The sequence below is a fragment of the Brevibacterium sp. H602 genome (assembly GCF_051172395.1).
Lineage (GTDB): Bacteria > Actinomycetota > Actinomycetes > Actinomycetales > Brevibacteriaceae > Brevibacterium.
This window is the reverse complement of sequence record NZ_JBPIZD010000007.1, coordinates 70,251-86,268: the sequence shown is the minus strand read 5'-3', so window position 1 is coordinate 86,268 and position 16,018 is coordinate 70,251. Positions and strand designations below refer to the sequence as shown.

Here is a 16,018-nt window from a genome sequence, read left to right as displayed (position 1 = left end):
AGAGTTCAATCTAACACGTCAGCGGTATGCTGTCAGCGTGCCGTCCGCAGACCCGAAGGCAGCTGGGCTGACCTACTTCTCGAATGACTCGGAGTTCTCCGATCGTTCGGCCCTGTCCGACGCCGAGATCGCGGAGTGCACCGCGCTGATGGAGGCCCTGCGGCAGTGGCATGAGGCCGAACGCGTCCTCGCCGAGGCGTCGCGACGCTTCATGCAGCTCAACGACAGCGATATGCGCACCATCCGCCTGCTCATCCGCGCGCAGCGGCAGGGGCTCGTCGTGACCCCCAAGGACATCGCTGCCGCCGTCGGCATCTCCAGCGCCTCGACGACGAAGCTCATCGATCGCCTCGTCGCCGGTGGGCACCTGGTTCGGATTCCGCATCCCCACGACAGGCGCACCACCAGCATCGAGGTGACTGAGGCGACAGCCCAGGCCGCGCATGAGGCGGTCGGCCGCCAGCACGCGCGGCGCTTCGAGGCGATCGCTGCCCTGGACAGCCAGGAGCGCGAGACCGTGCTGCGGTTCCTCTCCGCCATGACCGAAGCCGACCGTCCGCAGGGCGTACTGGCCGACAACGAGAGGGACCGGCCGGGACAGGACAGGGCATAGCACTTGACACGGCGCGCCTCTCGCTTTCGGTCCCTCGCTTCGACGACCGCACCCGGAGCCGACGGTCAGGGGGTGGGCTGTCCGCCGTTGACGTTGAGGGTCTCACCGATCACGTAGCTCGACTCCGACGAGGTGAGGAAGACGTACGCAGGTGCGAGCTCAGTCGGCTGTCCGGCCCGGCCCAGCGGAGTGTTCTTGCCGAAGTGCGGCAGCGCCTCCTTCGGCTGTCCGTCGGAGACCTGCAGCGGGGTCCAGATCGGACCGGGCGCCACGGAATTCACTCGGATGCCCTTCGGGGCCAGCTGAGTGGCCAGTCCCTTCGTGAAGTTGTTGATCGCCGCTTTCGTCGACGCATAGTCGATGAGGTGGGCGGACGGCGAATACGCCTGCACGGAGGTGCTGTTGACGATCGTCGATCCGGGCTCGAGATGCTCGAGCGCGGCCTGGGAGATCCGGAACATCGCGTGGATGTTCGTCCGGAACGTGTCCTCCCACTGCTCGTCCGTGAGGTCGGCGATGTCTTCGACGGCGATCTGTCGGCCGGCATTGTTGACCACCGCATCGAGCCCGCCCAGTTCCTCTGCCGCCCGGCGGACCACTTCGCGGCAGTACTCGGGATCGGACAGGTCTCCCGGGAGAGGCACGGCCTTGCGACCGGCCTGGCGGATGACTTCGCAGACGTGCTGGGCATCCTCCTCCTCGGCGGGCAGATAGGACAGAGCAACATCGGCGCCCTCACGGGCGAAGGCGATCGCGACGGCGGATCCGATGCCGGAGTCCGAGCCGGTGATCAGCGCCCTGCGACCGCGGAGCCTGCCTGTGCCGGTGTAGCTGTCCTCACCGCGATCCGTGCCGGGGATGAGTTCCGCGTCGAGTCCCGGTTCGGGCTGATCCTGCTTCGGCGGTGAGATGTCGGGAAAGCGAGTGGTGGGGTCCTGGAAGGTCAGCTGGTCGCTCATCGTATTCCTCCTTTATCGTTGGCGGTCGTTTCCACGGGTGTCGAAGACAGACATGGGAATTTCCTTACCGGCGGGTGAGTCATCGGCACCGTTGCCGGAAGATCTCTCCATGCCGCTTCGTTTTCGCCGCTTCGGGTCGGTGTCAGGAGTTCTGCTTCGTCTTGCGCTTGCTCTCCTTCTCGAGTGCGTCGACGAGTTCTTTCTTCGTCATCGACGAACGTCCCGAGATCTTCAGCTTCTTCGCCTGCTCGTAGAGGTGCTCCTTCGAGGAGTTCGCGTCGACTCCGCCGGCGGTCTTGCGGTCGGTGTTCTTGCCACCGGAGCTCTGAGCGTCTGACGGGCCGGAGGAGTCCTTCGCCTCCCACTTGTCGCCGACCTTCTCATAGCTGTGTTTGAGAGCGTCGTAGGCGACCTGGTGAGCGCGCTTCTCGTCTCCGTATTGGTCGATGGCCGAGTCGTAGGCCTTGGCGAAGGTCCGCTGCGCCTTCTTGCTCGACTTCTCCAGCGTCGAGGGCAGCTCGCTCTCCTTCGGCTTTCCTGTCTTCGTCGTCTTCGGCATGGTGTGAACTTCTCCTATCGTGTCGTTCATGGCCAGAGGTTTCTGCAAGGTTGGCTGAGGTTGCACTTCATCCGGTGCGTTTCTTCGGGGCCGATTTCTTCGCCGTCGACTTCTTCGGTTTCGCGCCCGATTTCTTGGACGAGGTCTTCTTCGCATTCGACTTCTTGCCCGGCGTCCCCTGCTTCGACGACCGCGAACTGTCCACGGATTTGCGCAGCGCCTCCATGAGGTCGATGACATCGCCTCCGGTGTCCTCCTCGGAGTCTTCCTCGTCGAAGGTCTTCTCGATGTCGAGGCTCTCGCCGGATTCGATCTTCGCGTCGATGAGTTTGCGCAACTCGACCTGGTAGTCGTCGCTGAACTCCTCGGGGGTGAAGTCCTCGGAGTAGGACTCGACGAGTTTCTCCGACATCTCGAGTTCCTTGTCCGAGATCTTCGCCTTCGAGTTCACGCCCTTGAAGTCGACGTCGCGGATCTCATCGGCCCAGCGCAGGGTCTGGATCATGAGGACCTTTCCGCAGACCCGCAACACGGCCAGACGCGTACGGGTGCGCAGAGTGAGCTTGACGATCGCGGTCCGCTCGGTGTCCTCGAGCGTCTTACGCAGCAGAAGGTAGGCCTTCGGCGTCTTCGACGTCGGCTCGAGGAAGTAGGCCTTCTCGAGCATGATGGGGTCGATCTCGTCGCTGGGCACGAATTGCAGGACGTCGATATCGTCGTTGTCCTCTGCCGGAAGAGCCTCGAAGTCTTCACTGGTGAGGACCACGCGGTGCTCGCCGTCGTCGAAAGCCTTATCGATGTCGTCGTACTCGACGGTCTTCCCGCATTCCTCGCAGTGATGCTGATTGCGGATCCGCCCTCCGTCCTTCTTGTGGACCTGATGCATTCGCACGTCGTGGTTCTCCGTGGCCGAGTACAGCTTCACAGGCACATTCACGAGGCCGAAGGCGATGGATCCGGTCCAGATAGCTCTCATGACCCCATTGAAACGCAGGTTTCGAGCACTGGCTAGCCCCCTCAGGCCGACCCGGGAAATGTAGGGAGCAGGCACCAGCCCCGCGCATTGCAGGGGGTAGACGGCTGTCCTCCCGTGCCTGAGGACGACTGAATGGGCTCAGAAGCGAAGGTTGTCGGACTGATGGCCGATCCTGGTGTGCCGCAGAAGATCGCTCAGTCGGTCGCAGGGTCTCTGAAACGAGAATTGGCCGATCGTATCGAGGACATCGAGTGGCACGTCGAAGTCAGTACCGAATCGTTCTCACTTATCCCCGACGGCGATATCCCCTTCATGGACAGAGCCGAAGACCTGCGAAGCCGCTTTGAATGGGGCGACATCGTCTACCTGACCGAACTGCCCGCCACCATGACACTCAGCCGATGTTGTGCGAACTCAGCACTGCCAATCGGGCTCTGCTGGTCTCGGTTCCGGCATTGGGCGCTCATCGTCTTCTGGCACAGACACGGAATCTGGTGGTCGCGCTCATCTTCTCGACGCAGGAGAAGACGAGACAGAGCTCATTGGAGGACTCCGTGCGATCGATCGCGAAACTCAGAAGTGCGCGTGGGGACCGCGGTGACCCCGGTCTGGGACGGGATGACACCGCATACATCGTGATGCCCGGATGGCTCAACCGGCTGCGGCTGCTGACAGGAATGGTGCGCAGCAACCGGCCCGGGCGGACGCTGCCCGCGCTGAGCACCTCCATCGCCGCGGCGGCGGCCGTGGGCACATTCGGTGTCTTCTACAGTTCGATGTGGACATTGGCCGATTCCCTGCATCCGGCGCGTCTGCTCCTGATCGGTCTGCTCGTCATCGCGGCGCTGACCTTCTGGCTGATCTTCCGCAATCGCCTCTGGACCAAGCGGCGCGATGCGGTGTACGCATGGCAGGGCGGGCTGAACAACACCACCACGGTCATTATGGTGGGTACCAGCGTGGCCCTGATGTTCCTGGTCCTGTTCGCCTTCTTGTTCGCACTGGGACTGGTCGTCGTCGATGATGGTCAGCTCGGTTCCGAACTCATGCATTCCGTGAGCTTCTTCAACTATCCGAGGCTTGCGTGGTTGGCGGCTTGTCTGGGCACATTGGCCGGAGCACTCGGCTCCAACTTCGACAGCGACGATGAGATTCGGCGAGCAACGTACAGCAAGCGCGAAAGCGAACGCCGCGACACCGACGACGAGGCAGAGGCCTGAGCGCTTCGGGCTCAGACCCGCGCGTACGTGCCCAGGGAGTCGGGGTCAGTCGGATTCCCGTGCGCTGCGCGCCGAGGCGACATCGTCGACGATGACGACGATATGGCGCAGGCTCGTGATGAGTGAGCCGTAGATCGGCCACGTGGTCTCTGGAAGCGACCGATCCTGGGAGATATCGGTCGACAGCTGTTGGAGACGGTCGAAGATCGGTTCGACCTCGGCATCGGGATCGGCGATGGACCGTCCGGCATCGGCGACGATCGACGTCCACTCATCGCGGAACCAGGTGTTCCATTCTCTTTCGGATGAGGAGGCCTCACGGAGAGTGCGGGCGAGGTTCCGCAGGTGAGAGATGCCTTCGTCGGCTCTGAACAGGATGTTCTCGTAGCTTTCCTTCTCTGCGGAGTCGGCGGTGTCTGCCCGGCGTCGCAGTCTCCTGGCCCGGATCGCTGTGCGGGGATTGATGCGTCGGCTTTCACGGGCGAATCGCACGGTCTGCCACGCCGATTCGAGCTCTCGGCTCATGGCCTCAGTCCGCTCGAACCACTCCTGGGCGGCATCCGAGTCCCAGGAGCGAGAGAACTGGTCCGACATGTCTGTGAGCACTTCGCCCATCTGCCGGTTGACGCTGTCGATATAGCGAGCCGCCTGTCGGTCCCGCAGAGGCGGGACCATGAGGAGATTGACTGCGAGGCCGACTGCCACCCCGAGGGCGAGTTCGAGGAGACGGTCGACGAGCAGAGGCTGCTGGGAGTCGAATCCCGAGCCGAGGATGAAGATCGCCGTCGTCGCGATCGCCACTCCTTCGTCGCGGATCCACGACAGGCGGGCACCGGCCAGACCGACGAACATCGCCAGAGCGAAAGTCCAGAGACCGACACCGAGGTAGTTGCCGATGAGGAAGGACACGCCCACGCCGATCGTCGACGCGATCGTCGTCTGCACCCCTCGAGAGAACGACCGGTAGACGGTGGCTTGGACCGTCAGCAGCGCCGTCCACGGAGCAAGGAACGGCATCTGACTGTCAAGCACGGCGTCAGAGACCCACCAGGCGCCGGTGGCGGCGATCACGCCCTTGGCGATCTGCAGCAGGTCGGTGACGAACTCCGGCCGCCGGAGATATCCCTCCTGTGAGCGATCATGGGGCATGGCTGGCTCCTCGCCTCGAAGTCCGGTCAGAACAGTTCAGCTTCGGCAAAAGTGTACGGGGGTGGTTCGCGCGCTCTTCCATCGGATTCGCTTGCCGGGAGTGTCGTTCCCGGTTCCACCTGCTGAGGCACCGTCGCCGTCCTGCCAGGTCAGCGAAGCGGTGTTAGATTGGCGATTCGAAGGCGAACCGGTTGCCGGTAAGCAGCTTTCGCAATCACCGAATGAAGGAGTACTACCCATGGCAGTCATTCTCTGGATCCTCGCAGCGATCCTCGTCATCTCAGGAATCTTCGCCATCTTCAGGAAGCAGATTCTCTGGGGAGTCGTACTCATCGTCGTCGGTTGCCTCGTCGGGCCCGGGGGAGTGAGCATCTTCGGCTGAGACAGGCGGAAAGGACGGACAAGATAGAGTGAGCGGATGTCTCCTCTGAGAAATCCTGCCCTCCGCCAAGCCGACAGTCTGCGGCGAATCGTGCCCTGGGCGGTCGCCGGCCTCGTCAGTGCGGTGCCGGCGACCGTCGCAGCTTCGATGGCCATCGACCTCATCCAGAAACGGGGACGGAAGACGCGCGCTGCTCCGCGACCGGGGACCTTCAGTTCGACGGTCGAAGAGTCAGAGCTCGACATCTACACCGATGGTGCCACTCTCTACGAGGACATGCTCGATGCGATCGGCTCCGCACGCGAGTCGATCCTCATGGAGACGTTCATCTGGAAGAACGACGAGGTGGGTCAGAGGTTCATCGACGCATTCAACGCGGCATCGGCCCGCGGTGTGGAGGTCCATCTCATCTACGACGGCTTCGCCAACCTGTCGGTGCCCAGCTCGTTCTACCATCAGCTCTCCGAGCAGGTCCATGTGCTGCGTCTGCCGACGGTGGCGCGGAGGTTTTGGCGGGGGCCGATGCGGCATTCGGGTTTCAACCATTCGAAGATCCTCGTCATCGACGACGATGTAGCCTTCGTCGGCGGGTTCAACATCGGCTCTCTCTACGCCCGTCACTGGCGCGACACCCACCTGCGATCGGTCGGCCCCGGGACCTGGGGCCTGCGACAGACCATCGCGGAAGTGTGGAACGAGTTCCACGACTCCGGTGAACAGATCGCCTGGGTGCCGCCCGCGGCCTGGGAGTCGAAGCTGCGGGTCTCGGCGAATCTTCCGATCCACCTCGTCTATCCGATTCGGAGCATGTATCTCAACGCCTTCGCCCGTGCGCGGAAGCGGATCTGGCTGACGACACCCTATTTCATTCCCGACCAGCAGCTGCTGCGCTCTCTCATCGAGGCGGCGGAGCGCGGCGTGGACGTGCGGGTCATGGTTCCGCAGGAGTCCAACCACATCCTCGGCGATTGGCTCTCCCGCGGATTCTTCGAGCAGATGATCAACTCGAAGGTCACGGTTCTGCTCTACACCGCGAGCATGATCCATTCGAAGGTCGCCACTGTCGACGGCGAATGGTCGACGGTGGGCACGGCGAACATCGACCGGCTGTCGTTGACCTTCAACTACGAGACGAATGTCGAAGTCATCGACCGTGCATTCGCCGCCGAGATGGAGAAGGTTTTCGACTGTGACTCCATGCACTGTGTCGAACTCGGTTCGGAGTGGCTCAACCGCCACCGGCTGACCAAACTCGCCGAACGCGCTCTCGTGCCGATGCGCCCCTGGCTGTGACGCGGGCTTTCCGCGCTCTTCCCTCCTGCCCTCGCGCGCGGTCCCATCCCGATCATTTTCGGGGTAGCGTGGACGAGAGGACCTGCCAGCAGAGAGGGCCGATGCATGGACGCATCAGGAGCATTCACCGTCGAGACGTTCACCCCGATCGATCTTCCGCGCGAGGAGACGCCGACGACGGCCACCCCGGTCGGCCTCGCGCGGATGGAGAAGCATTTCACCGGCGAAGTCAGCGGGCACTCGACGACGTTGTTCACCTTCGCTGTGGACCATTCGATCGACGTCGGCGGCTATGTCGCCATGGAGTCGTTCGCAGGGAAGCTGCACGAACGCACGGGCACCTTCAACTTCACCCATTCGGCGACGACCACCGGTGAGGACCGGGACAACGAATCGTTCGTCATCATCCCGTCGAGCGGCACCGGAGGCCTGGCCGGGATCACTGGGACCGGCGGACTGAGGAACGAAGCCGACGGCACCCATCGTGTCTGGCTGACGTACGAACTGCCGGAATAGACCGTTCGCGTCAAGGCTCTGTCGCTGACGTTCCCGACGGTATAGTCTCGGTCCATGCTTGATGTCCTTCCCGCTGCCGTGACGCGGCTCTTCGATTCGCAGGAGCCGCAGGACGTCGCCGTCGCGACGATCATCGCGACCGAAGGATCGGTTCCGCGCCCAGCCGGCACATCGATGCTCGTGGATACCGCCGGCGGAATCGTCGGCTCTCTCACCGGGGGATGTGTGGAAGGAGCCGTACTTGAGGCGTGTCAGGACGCGCTCGCCACCGGCGAGGCCTCGGTGCAGGAGTTCGGCTACAGCGACGAGGATGCTTTTTCCGTCGGACTCATGTGCGGTGGCCGCATCGACGTGCTCATCCAGCCCTTCCGCTCAGGCTGTCCCGGTCTGCGACCGGACAGTGGACCGACAGCCGTGGTGATGCGCCTGCCTTCCGCCGATGACGACTGTGCCCCAGCGGCAGCTGTCTCGGCCAGCGCTGTGGATGAGAGCACGGGGCCGAGCACCGAATCCTTGGCCGTCAGACTCGGTCCTCTGGTACCCGAAGACGTGGTCGAGACCGCCGCGCAGCGCGTCGGGGCCTTTATCCGCAGCGGCCGCACCGGCAGCATCCGCCTTGCGCCCCCGGAAGGCGGGAGCGAGCCGATCGAGCTCTTCGTCGAGACCCGCATCGAGCCGGCCCATCTGCTGGTCGTCGGAGCCAACGCCTTCAGTCTCGCCCTCGTCGAAGCGGCCAGACCCTTGGGACTGCGCATCACAGTGTGCGACCCCCGTCCGTCCTTCGCCGACCAGACATCGTTTCCCGGCGCCGAGGTGGTTCGGGCCTGGCCGCACCGATTCCTCACCGAAGCGGCCGCCACCGGTGAGTTCGACACCCGGAGCATGATCTGCGTCCTCAGCCACGACCCGAAGGTCGACATCCCCACCCTGGCCGTCGCACTCGACCTTGACGTGGCCTACGTCGGGGCGATGGGCTCGCGGCGCAGCGACCGCGACCGCCGCGCCGCGCTGCGCGAAGCGGGAGTGGCGAGCCCAGCACTGGCACGGTTGCATTCGCCGATCGGTCTCCATCTGGAGACGTTCACCCCCGCCGAGGTGGCTGTGTCGATCCTCGCAGAGATCCTCGCTGTACGCGGTGGCCGCCGGCAGGTCGTTCCCCTCAGCGACGAACGGGAAGATTCGCCTCTTCACTGAGGCGAAACGAGTCGCCAGTCGCTGGCTGCATCTTCGCATTCGACTTCGATATGTCAGTCATAGCATTCTGTTGTGCCTCATAGTGCCTGCCCCTGGCGTGCGACACGACCTCACCTTCAGGACTACAACTCATGACGAGCGCTGGGAAGCATTCATATGCGATGATCGCTCAGTCATGGGCGATGGCGGACTGTGGCAGTCTTGCCGACAAGTGCCCGAGCGAGTGCTCGAGCGTGCCAGGGCCAGACAATCAACAGTTTCTCCAAGAAGCTGACGAACATGTTCTCCTCGTTTCTCATCTCAACCGAACATGGTCTGACCCCGGGGGATAGCCCGGGGCCAGAAGGGGAAGCCGTGGACGGGCCCGCATCACTTCGTCGTCATTGTGACGTCACTGCCGCGCATCTTGCGTCGAGCACACTGGTAGAAAGAATTGCGGACGCGACCACACGGCTGTGTAGCTCATCCTGGGTGCGGAAACGTCTCACCTCCTTTCATCGAAGATGTCAGCGCCGTTTGAACCGGGGAGGAGAGCGCTGACAAGCGAGGATTCGGTGGGCGATAACCTGGGCTGCTGAGAGGCCGGGAGACCGGAACAGCAGCCACGGTGAGGAGTGCCTGAAGGTCCGGCACTCGCAATGACTCAAAGCCCGCGGTTCATCATCTGCGTGGTGACTCGTGTCGAGGTCGCGCAGTTCGCGGTCGCTGAGGATGATCGCCCAGAACGCAGCATCGATACCCAGCTGGACGTCTGGTGCACACGTCTGCATGGGAACACCCCACCAGTTGTAATTAGGCGCTGATGGCTGCCGGTTCAGCAGAGCCTGAGTTGATGGCGATCTTGCGGGGTTTCGCTGATTCCGCGACCGGGATGCTGAGTGTGAGCACACCGGCGTCGTAGTTCGCCGTGATGTTGCTGGTGTCGAGGTTGTCGCCGAGGACGAGTTGTCGGCTGAAGGTCCCGCGGGGCCGCTCTGCCGCGACCGAAGACTCCCCGTGGTCGGTCGCAGGCCGTTCAGCTTTGACGGTGACGACGTTGTTCTCGACGTCGAGGTCGATGTTGTCAGGATCAATTCCTGGCAGGTCGAGTTCGACGCGGAAAGTATCGCCGTCGCGCCAAGCGTCCATCGGCATCATCACGGGGCGAGCCGTTGTGCCGGTGGCTCCGAAGATTTCTCTGCTCAGGCGTTCGACTTCGCGGAATGGGTCAGTGCGCATCATGATCATTGGTGAAACCTCCTTTGCTGGATGGCGGATTCGTGCAGATGATATGATCTACATCATCTGATAGACATATGATTTAGTCGATCAGAATTCGAATGTCAACACCGTTTCAGGAGGAATTTTGGGACATGGGGAGACGGCGACTTCAGAGTCTGGTGGGCGCTTGTTCTCGATTTCGTGTGTTGCGGAGTTGACCGGTGTTGGGGTGCAGTCATTGCGGCAGTACGAGGCTCGCGGTCTCGTGACGCCTATGCGAAGTGACGGCGGGACGCGGCGGTTCAGTCGCGAGGATATTGCTCGTCTGCGGCGTGTGCGGGAGCTGGTTGACGTGGGCGCGAATCTCGCTAGCATCGGAATCATTCTCGATCTCCAGGATGAGAACACCTCGCTTCGGTGCGAATTGAGGAGGATGCAATGAAGGCAGACAGTGTCCGCCCCGGCGTCGAAGTGCCCGGGCCGGATTGGAACGAACAGCTCGTCGACGCCGCAACGCATATCGACGACGGTTACGAAGAGGCTGAGCCTCACTGGGGAGCAATCCGCGAAGCGGATATGGGCGATGTTGCCGATCAATCCATCGTTGTAGAGGTTGATGACGAAGACGGGTGAGAAGCCGCGCTGATCTGATGGCGGCATATCGGGCTATAGGGGGAAGCTGCTGTGCTTCTTCCATCGGCCTTGCCGGCGTTCGAATGCGAACCGTTCCGCCCGCAACCGCCTCACCCGCTCCACAACGTCCGGGGCGTAACCGTATGCGGCGTCCGTATCCACGATCCCCTCGAGCACGATGGCGTACCTCTCTGCTGGAAGTTCGATTCGCTGGCACAACTCGTGTCGCCCCGCCGCAGTAGACGCAGTCTTCTCGAAATCGAGGATCAACCGATCATGCTCGGACAGTTCGTGCACAGTGCCGGGGACCATGGAGACCATTGTGGCACAGCAGAGTTCGACACCGCGTATGTCGCTGCTCACTCTGTCTTGGTCACCTCGATTCAGGGGGACCGCTCGCCGGCCAGTCCGAAGCAGTTGTCCGCGGTTGCGCTGGCGATAAAGCTTCAGACAGCGAAGCCGACGTGTAGGACTACCCCATAGTGATTACGCTCACTAGACTTCGGAACCAGAACAATCTTCTACACAACTCGCTGGTCGAGTAGCGGAGGACTTTATGCCCACCACCTCATCCCAGGCTCTTCGAGTGCTGGTCGTAGCCGACCCAGGTCTGCCCAGCAGGCGAGCGGCTTCCATCCACTCCTCGTTAGAGCGCTATCTGCGTGAGGCGTATGGGGTCACAACGACGCTGTACACTCGCACCGACACGGTCTATCTGACACCCGAGCGCGAGCTGGCTCTAGACGCAGTCGAAGACCTCCGCGCTGATTACCCTGACGTCAACATCATCCTCATCCTCACAGAGATCCCCCGGCACACCCAGGGCGACCCTCTGATCGCCGAAGTCTACTCTGACCGCAACCTTGCGGTCGTCTCATGCCCCACACTCGGCGCGTGGGCCACCAAGCGCCGCATCATCAAAGTCATGATGAGCTCGGTGAACAAGTTGGTTCCGTGGGACCCCGAAGCCACGACGCGCAAATTTCTGCTCGGATGGTCGAACTGGTCGAACAATGAAGACTCCAGCCATCAGTCCCTGCATGCCCACACCATCACCGGAGGCCCACGGCTGATTATGGGGATGACGATTGCCAACGAACCTTGGCGCACGGCTCCGAAACTCTCAGGAGCCCTCGCGGCAGCCTCGGCAACCGGAGCTTTCGGCATCTTCTACAGTTCGATCTGGCAGATGTCGACCTACCTGTCCACCCTCCGGCTGCTCTCAATCGGCGCGCTCGCCATCCTAATGATGGTCGCCTGGTTGATCGTCAGTCACAGACTCTGGGATCGACCGGTCAACGAACGTCTGTCCACGGTGGTCATGTATTACAACCTCTCCACCGTCCTCACACTGCTGATCACTGTGATCGTTCTCTACGCGACACTGGTCGTCCTCATTCTCCTGGGCGGCCTCGTCGTTATCGATCCGGCATTTATGACCCAACAGATTCAACAAGACGCGTCGTTCACCAACTACCTCGACATCGCATGGCTCAGCGCAGCTATGGGTGTGGTCGCCGGCGGCCTCGGTGCCAGCTTCGACACTGATGCCGACGTGCAGAAGCTGACTCATGGCCAGCGGATGCGGCAGCGAGTCTATACAGACAACAGCACAGATGCCGACGACACGGTGGAGAGCAGTTGACTGAGATCTGCCAAGCATCCGAGTTCCGACGAAATGTTCTGCCCGAAGGACGTGAAATGGAAACCCTGTTCGACTCAACCTCGTCTCGGATCATCGCCACACCGTTCGAACCGTGGTGGGAAACTCCAGACTGCAGGGATGATCTCACCGAGGTCGTCACGAGCAGTGCGTCCGCTGTCGACAAGATCACCGCCCTTGCCCGGCTTCTGCAGCTCACAGGGTGCTCACCTCAGATCGATCAATGGGAAAGGCTGCTTCAACTGGCTGCGATCGACATCGGCGTCGCTCGTATGCTTGAACCCCACGTCGACGCTCTGGGCATCCTCGCCGAGGCCGGACACGAAACACCTGACCCCGATTCGGCCTGGGGCGTGTACGCGGCTGACCTGCCCACACATCGCGTGAACGTGATCGATGCCGGTGCGGAGAACCTCCTCACCGGCACGAAAGCGTGGTGCTCTTTGGCCGCGGAACTCACCGACGCGATCGTCATCGCCAGCGGCAGCGACGGGAACCGAGCCTACGCGGTGAATCTTCGGCACCCTCGTGTACGACCGCAGACAGGTGCTTGGCCGAGTCTGGGTCTCAGAGAAATCCCGAGCGGCTCAGTCGTCTTCGACCGAGCACCGGCGACGAGTGTCGGCCCCCCGAATTGGTACCTTGACCGGCCCTCTTTCGCTTGGGGTGGGATTCGCGTGGCAGCCTGCTGGTTCGGTGGAGCATTGGGACTGGCCCGGCGTGCAGCCCAAACCCACCTGAACAGGGCTGGGCGCTCGCCCATGGGAGAGATGCAGCTCGGGCAGCTTGATGCTGAGATCTTCGCGGTCCGCACCATGTTGGCGCAAACTGCTGCTGCAGCGGATGGGGATGAGAAGTTCTCGCGAGAACACGCGTGGAGACTGGCTCTGAGAGTTCGCAACAACATATACCGCAGTGCCCAACGGATCCAGCTTCTGAGCCGGGAGCTGGCCGGTCCCGCGGTTCTGACGAGTGATGCGGCATTTGCCAAAGCTGACGCTGATCTCACCGTCTACCTCAGTCAGCATCACGGGCCTCGGGACGAAGCTGCTTTGGGCGAGAACATCTGTGCAGAGTCAGATGTCGATGAGGTTTAGCCACCAAGACCGCAGCACCAGAGAAGCTGCCTGGGTGCAGGCGGGTGCCCTTGATCTTCCGGCGGTTCCGGAGAGCACAATCGCCACAGGCGGAACCATCATCGTCCTTGCCGCACACCCAGACGATGAAGCGCTGGGAGCCGCTGCGCTGCTCGCACGTGCCGATGAGTGGAGCTGCCAGCTGAAAGTCCTACTCTTCAGCGCAGGCGAGAAATCGCACCCTGAGTCGCCGACGTATACCGGCGACCAGCTCAAAAGCATCCGTCTGGAGGAGTTCGATCGTGCGCTGAGCACCTTCGACAAGGCGCACTCCAGTCGATTTCTCGATCTGCCCGACGGTCAGCTGCCCGAATATTCAAGCCAGATCAGAGACGCGATCCGACAGGAGATCGCACGATCACATGGGCCGGTGACACTCGTTGCGCCTTACAGCCGGGATGGGCACTGTGACCACGAGGCGGTGGGCGCCGCGGCGCTGGACATCGGGCGATCACATCATGCCGTAGTGCTCGAATATCCCATCTGGTTCTGGCACTGGGCTGCTCCCACAGACCCTCGGTGGCAGGCCTGGCGGATCTTAGCCGACCCACAAGGTCTCGATCGAAATGCTCTGCTCGCGTGTTACCCGTCGCAGACAGAAGCGCTGTCGGATCAGCACGGGGACGAAGCGATCCTCACCAGCGCCCATTTGGAACACTTCATCCGGAGCCACGATACCTTCGTGATCACGGATTTCAGATCCGGTGAGGCATCGCCGAGCTCTGGTCAGGAGGGAATAGGCTCGCGGATCAATGATGCGTCCACTGCGTCGGCGGTGTTCGATGATGTGCACAGAGAACGCAGTGATCCGTGGACGGTGTGGGATTCCGAATACGAAATCGCCAAACGCGAGACCCTTGTGTCCCACCTCCCGTCGACCTCGTTCTCCCACATTCTCGAGATCGGTTGTTCAGTCGGCGCTTTGACTCGAGAGCTTGCCGCTTACAGCGTCAGAGTGACAGCTGTCGATGCCAGCTGCGAGGCGCTGAAAACAGCGAAACGTCTGCAGACGACCACTGCAGCCGAAATAGCCTTCCTGCACGCCACTGTCCCATACGAATGGCCCGAAGGGCATTTCGACTGCGTCGTCCTCTCAGAGACCGGCTTCTATCTGACACGTGCACAGCTGCAACGAACGTTGGAGCGCATTGATGAATCAACCCCATCGCGCTTTGTGCTCGTTCTATGTCATTGGAAGGGCGACATCGAAGATTGGCCTCTGACCGCCGATGAAGTCCATGACGCCTGCCTGGACTACTGGCCCCGACTGCGGACCGATTTTCGCTCCGAGGCCGAGTATCGTCTCGATATCGTGACGGTGGACAAAACTGACGATTTCCTCCCTGCGGAAGCCGTTGAGTGATCACGCACTTGGGCATTGTCATCCCGGCTCACAATGAACAAGACGAGATTCTCGGCTGTCTCGACTCGGTGGCCCAAGCGTGTGTTCAGGTCCCTGACGGGCTCGCGCCGTTGTCCACTCGAATCCTCGTCGTGGCCGACGCCTGTAGCGATGAGACGGTGAGTCGCGTCGCAGACTTCGCCGAACAGCATCCACAAGTCACGATACTTGAGACGTCGCTCAAGAACGTGGGCAGTGCCCGGAATTTCGCCTGGAATCACTTCAAGCAGGTGGTTGAAGCTGATCGTGATGTCAACTTCGACCTGACATGGATTGCGTTCACCGATGCGGACAGCAGAGTTCCCACCCACTGGCTGACGACGCACCTTGCCATGGCGGAAGCCGGAAGCGACTGCCTGGTCGGCACGGTGTCGCCTCGACCTGATACCGGGTCGGCAGCGCTGATCGCGAAATGGCACTCTCACCATACGTTACTTGAAGACCATCCCCACGTGTTCGGCGCGAACCTGGGCATTCGAGGCTCGTATCTCAACATCATCGGCGGCATGCCTCAGCTGCCACTCGGCGAAGATGCCGCAACTGTTGCTGCCGTGCTCGCCGCGGGGGGAAACGTGAGACGCACCGACACCTGCCGGGTTCTCACCTCGGCCCGTCTGGAGGGACGCGCGGAGGGAGGCTTCAGCAGCTTTATGCAGAGCCTTCTTTGAGACCCGACTCTGCTCACAGCACTTCAGGGCGCCTCCGGCCGAGTTGCTCCCGACAACCCAGAGCTAATCGCGAGAACTGACGACTGTCAGCCTGTGCAGGTCCTTGGGCACATCGACATCGGCCCCGTCGTCGAGGTCGGAGCAGTCGACGAGGTCGACGACAGATCTGTGCGTCGCGAGCAGGTCGCGGGCACCGACGTCGCTGTGCGCGGCGGCAGCCGCCTGGCTCGTCCAGCTCTCGTCGAAGAGCACAGGGTGACCGCGGTGCAGCGACCCATTCGCATCACAGTGGCCCGCAGCGGTGATGGCACGGGGACGATGGGCGGCGATGAGACGAGCGACTTCCGCCGCACAGATTCCGGGACGGTCCACAGGTGTGACCATAACGTCGGGTCCGGGGCCGATCGCCTGCAGGCCGCGGCGCAGCGAGGACCCATACCCGAAGACCAGTCAGG

At 62.1% G+C, this 16,018-nt stretch carries 19 protein-coding genes; 12 read left to right on the top strand and 7 right to left on the bottom strand.

Annotation, left to right across the window (positions count from 1 at the left end; translation table 11 throughout):
• Positions 1 to 37: 37 nt before the first annotated feature.
• Entirely contained in the window at positions 38 to 613 is a 576-nt protein-coding gene (locus tag ACSBQT_RS07020) for a MarR family winged helix-turn-helix transcriptional regulator (protein WP_435001244.1), read from the top strand.
• 65 nt (positions 614 to 678) lie between these two features.
• Here ACSBQT_RS07020 and ACSBQT_RS07015 read toward each other — a convergent pair whose 3' ends face one another.
• From ACSBQT_RS07015 to ACSBQT_RS07005, 3 genes are all read right to left on the bottom strand, one after another.
• Positions 679 to 1,572, bottom strand: coding sequence for an SDR family oxidoreductase (locus tag ACSBQT_RS07015; RefSeq protein ID WP_435001243.1), 894 nt, complete (start codon positions 1,570 to 1,572; stop codon positions 679 to 681).
• A gap of 142 nt (positions 1,573 to 1,714) precedes the next feature.
• Positions 1,715 to 2,161 (bottom strand): ChaB family protein, encoded by a 447-nt coding sequence (locus tag ACSBQT_RS07010; RefSeq protein WP_308297804.1) that lies wholly within the window; start codon positions 2,159 to 2,161, stop codon positions 1,715 to 1,717.
• A 37-nt stretch (positions 2,162 to 2,198) separates the two neighbouring features.
• On the bottom strand, positions 2,199 to 3,107 hold the full coding sequence (locus tag ACSBQT_RS07005) for a Ku protein (RefSeq protein WP_062862292.1): 909 nt from the start codon (positions 3,105 to 3,107) through the stop codon (positions 2,199 to 2,201).
• Between the two features lie 401 nt (positions 3,108 to 3,508).
• Between ACSBQT_RS07005 and ACSBQT_RS07000 the strand changes: the two genes are divergently transcribed.
• Positions 3,509 to 4,327, top strand: coding sequence for a hypothetical protein (locus ACSBQT_RS07000; RefSeq protein ID WP_435001241.1), 819 nt, complete (start codon positions 3,509 to 3,511; stop codon positions 4,325 to 4,327).
• 45 nt (positions 4,328 to 4,372) lie between these two features.
• On the opposite strand, the gene ACSBQT_RS06995 is transcribed toward ACSBQT_RS07000, so the two are convergent.
• On the bottom strand, positions 4,373 to 5,476 hold the full coding sequence (locus ACSBQT_RS06995; RefSeq protein ID WP_435001240.1) for an FUSC family protein: 1,104 nt from the start codon (positions 5,474 to 5,476) through the stop codon (positions 4,373 to 4,375).
• 238 nt (positions 5,477 to 5,714) lie between these two features.
• Here ACSBQT_RS06995 and ACSBQT_RS06990 point away from each other — a divergent pair, with 238 nt between their 5' ends.
• The 4 genes from ACSBQT_RS06990 (at position 5,715) to ACSBQT_RS06975 (ending at position 8,861) form a co-directional block, all read left to right on the top strand.
• Complete coding sequence (locus ACSBQT_RS06990) at positions 5,715 to 5,858, top strand: GPGG-motif small membrane protein (protein WP_162835617.1); 144 nt, start codon at positions 5,715 to 5,717, stop codon at positions 5,856 to 5,858.
• A gap of 36 nt (positions 5,859 to 5,894) precedes the next feature.
• On the top strand, positions 5,895 to 7,151 hold the full coding sequence (locus ACSBQT_RS06985) for a phospholipase D-like domain-containing protein (protein ID WP_435001239.1): 1,257 nt from the start codon (positions 5,895 to 5,897) through the stop codon (positions 7,149 to 7,151).
• Between the two features lie 105 nt (positions 7,152 to 7,256).
• Entirely contained in the window at positions 7,257 to 7,667 is a 411-nt protein-coding gene (locus ACSBQT_RS06980; protein ID WP_435001238.1) for a DUF3224 domain-containing protein, read from the top strand.
• 54 nt (positions 7,668 to 7,721) lie between these two features.
• Positions 7,722 to 8,861, top strand: coding sequence for an XdhC family protein (locus ACSBQT_RS06975; protein WP_435001237.1), 1,140 nt, complete (start codon positions 7,722 to 7,724; stop codon positions 8,859 to 8,861).
• Between the two features lie 792 nt (positions 8,862 to 9,653).
• On the opposite strand, the gene ACSBQT_RS06970 is transcribed toward ACSBQT_RS06975, so the two are convergent.
• The gene (locus ACSBQT_RS06970) at positions 9,654 to 10,085 is read right to left on the bottom strand and encodes an Hsp20/alpha crystallin family protein (protein WP_039207043.1); all 432 of its coding nucleotides are present in this window, start codon (positions 10,083 to 10,085) and stop codon (positions 9,654 to 9,656) included.
• 121 nt (positions 10,086 to 10,206) lie between these two features.
• On the opposite strand from ACSBQT_RS06970, the gene ACSBQT_RS06965 reads away from it, so the two are divergent.
• Both ACSBQT_RS06965 and ACSBQT_RS06960 read left to right on the top strand, forming a co-directional pair.
• The gene (locus ACSBQT_RS06965) at positions 10,207 to 10,503 is read left to right on the top strand and encodes a MerR family transcriptional regulator (RefSeq protein ID WP_410708593.1); all 297 of its coding nucleotides are present in this window, start codon (positions 10,207 to 10,209) and stop codon (positions 10,501 to 10,503) included.
• A complete protein-coding gene (locus tag ACSBQT_RS06960) occupies positions 10,500 to 10,694 on the top strand; it encodes a hypothetical protein (protein ID WP_410708592.1) in 195 nt (64 codons plus the stop codon). The genes ACSBQT_RS06965 and ACSBQT_RS06960 overlap by 4 nt, the downstream gene beginning before the upstream one ends.
• Positions 10,695 to 10,727: 33 nt before the next feature.
• On the opposite strand, the gene ACSBQT_RS06955 is transcribed toward ACSBQT_RS06960, so the two are convergent.
• Complete coding sequence (locus tag ACSBQT_RS06955) at positions 10,728 to 11,006, bottom strand: DUF3263 domain-containing protein (protein WP_039207045.1); 279 nt, start codon at positions 11,004 to 11,006, stop codon at positions 10,728 to 10,730.
• Positions 11,007 to 11,250: 244 nt separating this feature from the next.
• On the opposite strand from ACSBQT_RS06955, the gene ACSBQT_RS06950 reads away from it, so the two are divergent.
• The 4 genes from ACSBQT_RS06950 to ACSBQT_RS06935 are packed head-to-tail and all read left to right on the top strand — an operon-like array spanning position 11,251 to position 15,563.
• Positions 11,251 to 12,339 carry a hypothetical protein gene (locus tag ACSBQT_RS06950; protein ID WP_435001236.1) on the top strand — a complete coding sequence of 363 codons (1,089 nt, stop codon included), beginning with the start codon at positions 11,251 to 11,253 and terminating at the stop codon, positions 12,337 to 12,339.
• Positions 12,340 to 12,395: 56 nt separating this feature from the next.
• Entirely contained in the window at positions 12,396 to 13,454 is a 1,059-nt protein-coding gene (locus ACSBQT_RS06945) for a hypothetical protein (RefSeq protein WP_435001235.1), read from the top strand.
• Positions 13,438 to 14,856 carry a PIG-L family deacetylase gene (locus ACSBQT_RS06940; protein ID WP_435001233.1) on the top strand — a complete coding sequence of 473 codons (1,419 nt, stop codon included), beginning with the start codon at positions 13,438 to 13,440 and terminating at the stop codon, positions 14,854 to 14,856. Before ACSBQT_RS06945 ends, ACSBQT_RS06940 begins: the two co-directional genes overlap by 17 nt.
• Positions 14,853 to 15,563, top strand: a complete 711-nt coding sequence (locus ACSBQT_RS06935; protein WP_039206920.1) for a glycosyltransferase — start codon at positions 14,853 to 14,855, stop codon at positions 15,561 to 15,563. The genes ACSBQT_RS06940 and ACSBQT_RS06935 overlap by 4 nt, the downstream gene beginning before the upstream one ends.
• Before the next feature lie 63 nt (positions 15,564 to 15,626).
• On the opposite strand, the gene ACSBQT_RS06930 is transcribed toward ACSBQT_RS06935, so the two are convergent.
• Entirely contained in the window at positions 15,627 to 15,947 is a 321-nt protein-coding gene (locus ACSBQT_RS06930) for a hypothetical protein (RefSeq protein WP_435001232.1), read from the bottom strand.
• Positions 15,948 to 16,018 lie beyond the last annotated feature (71 nt).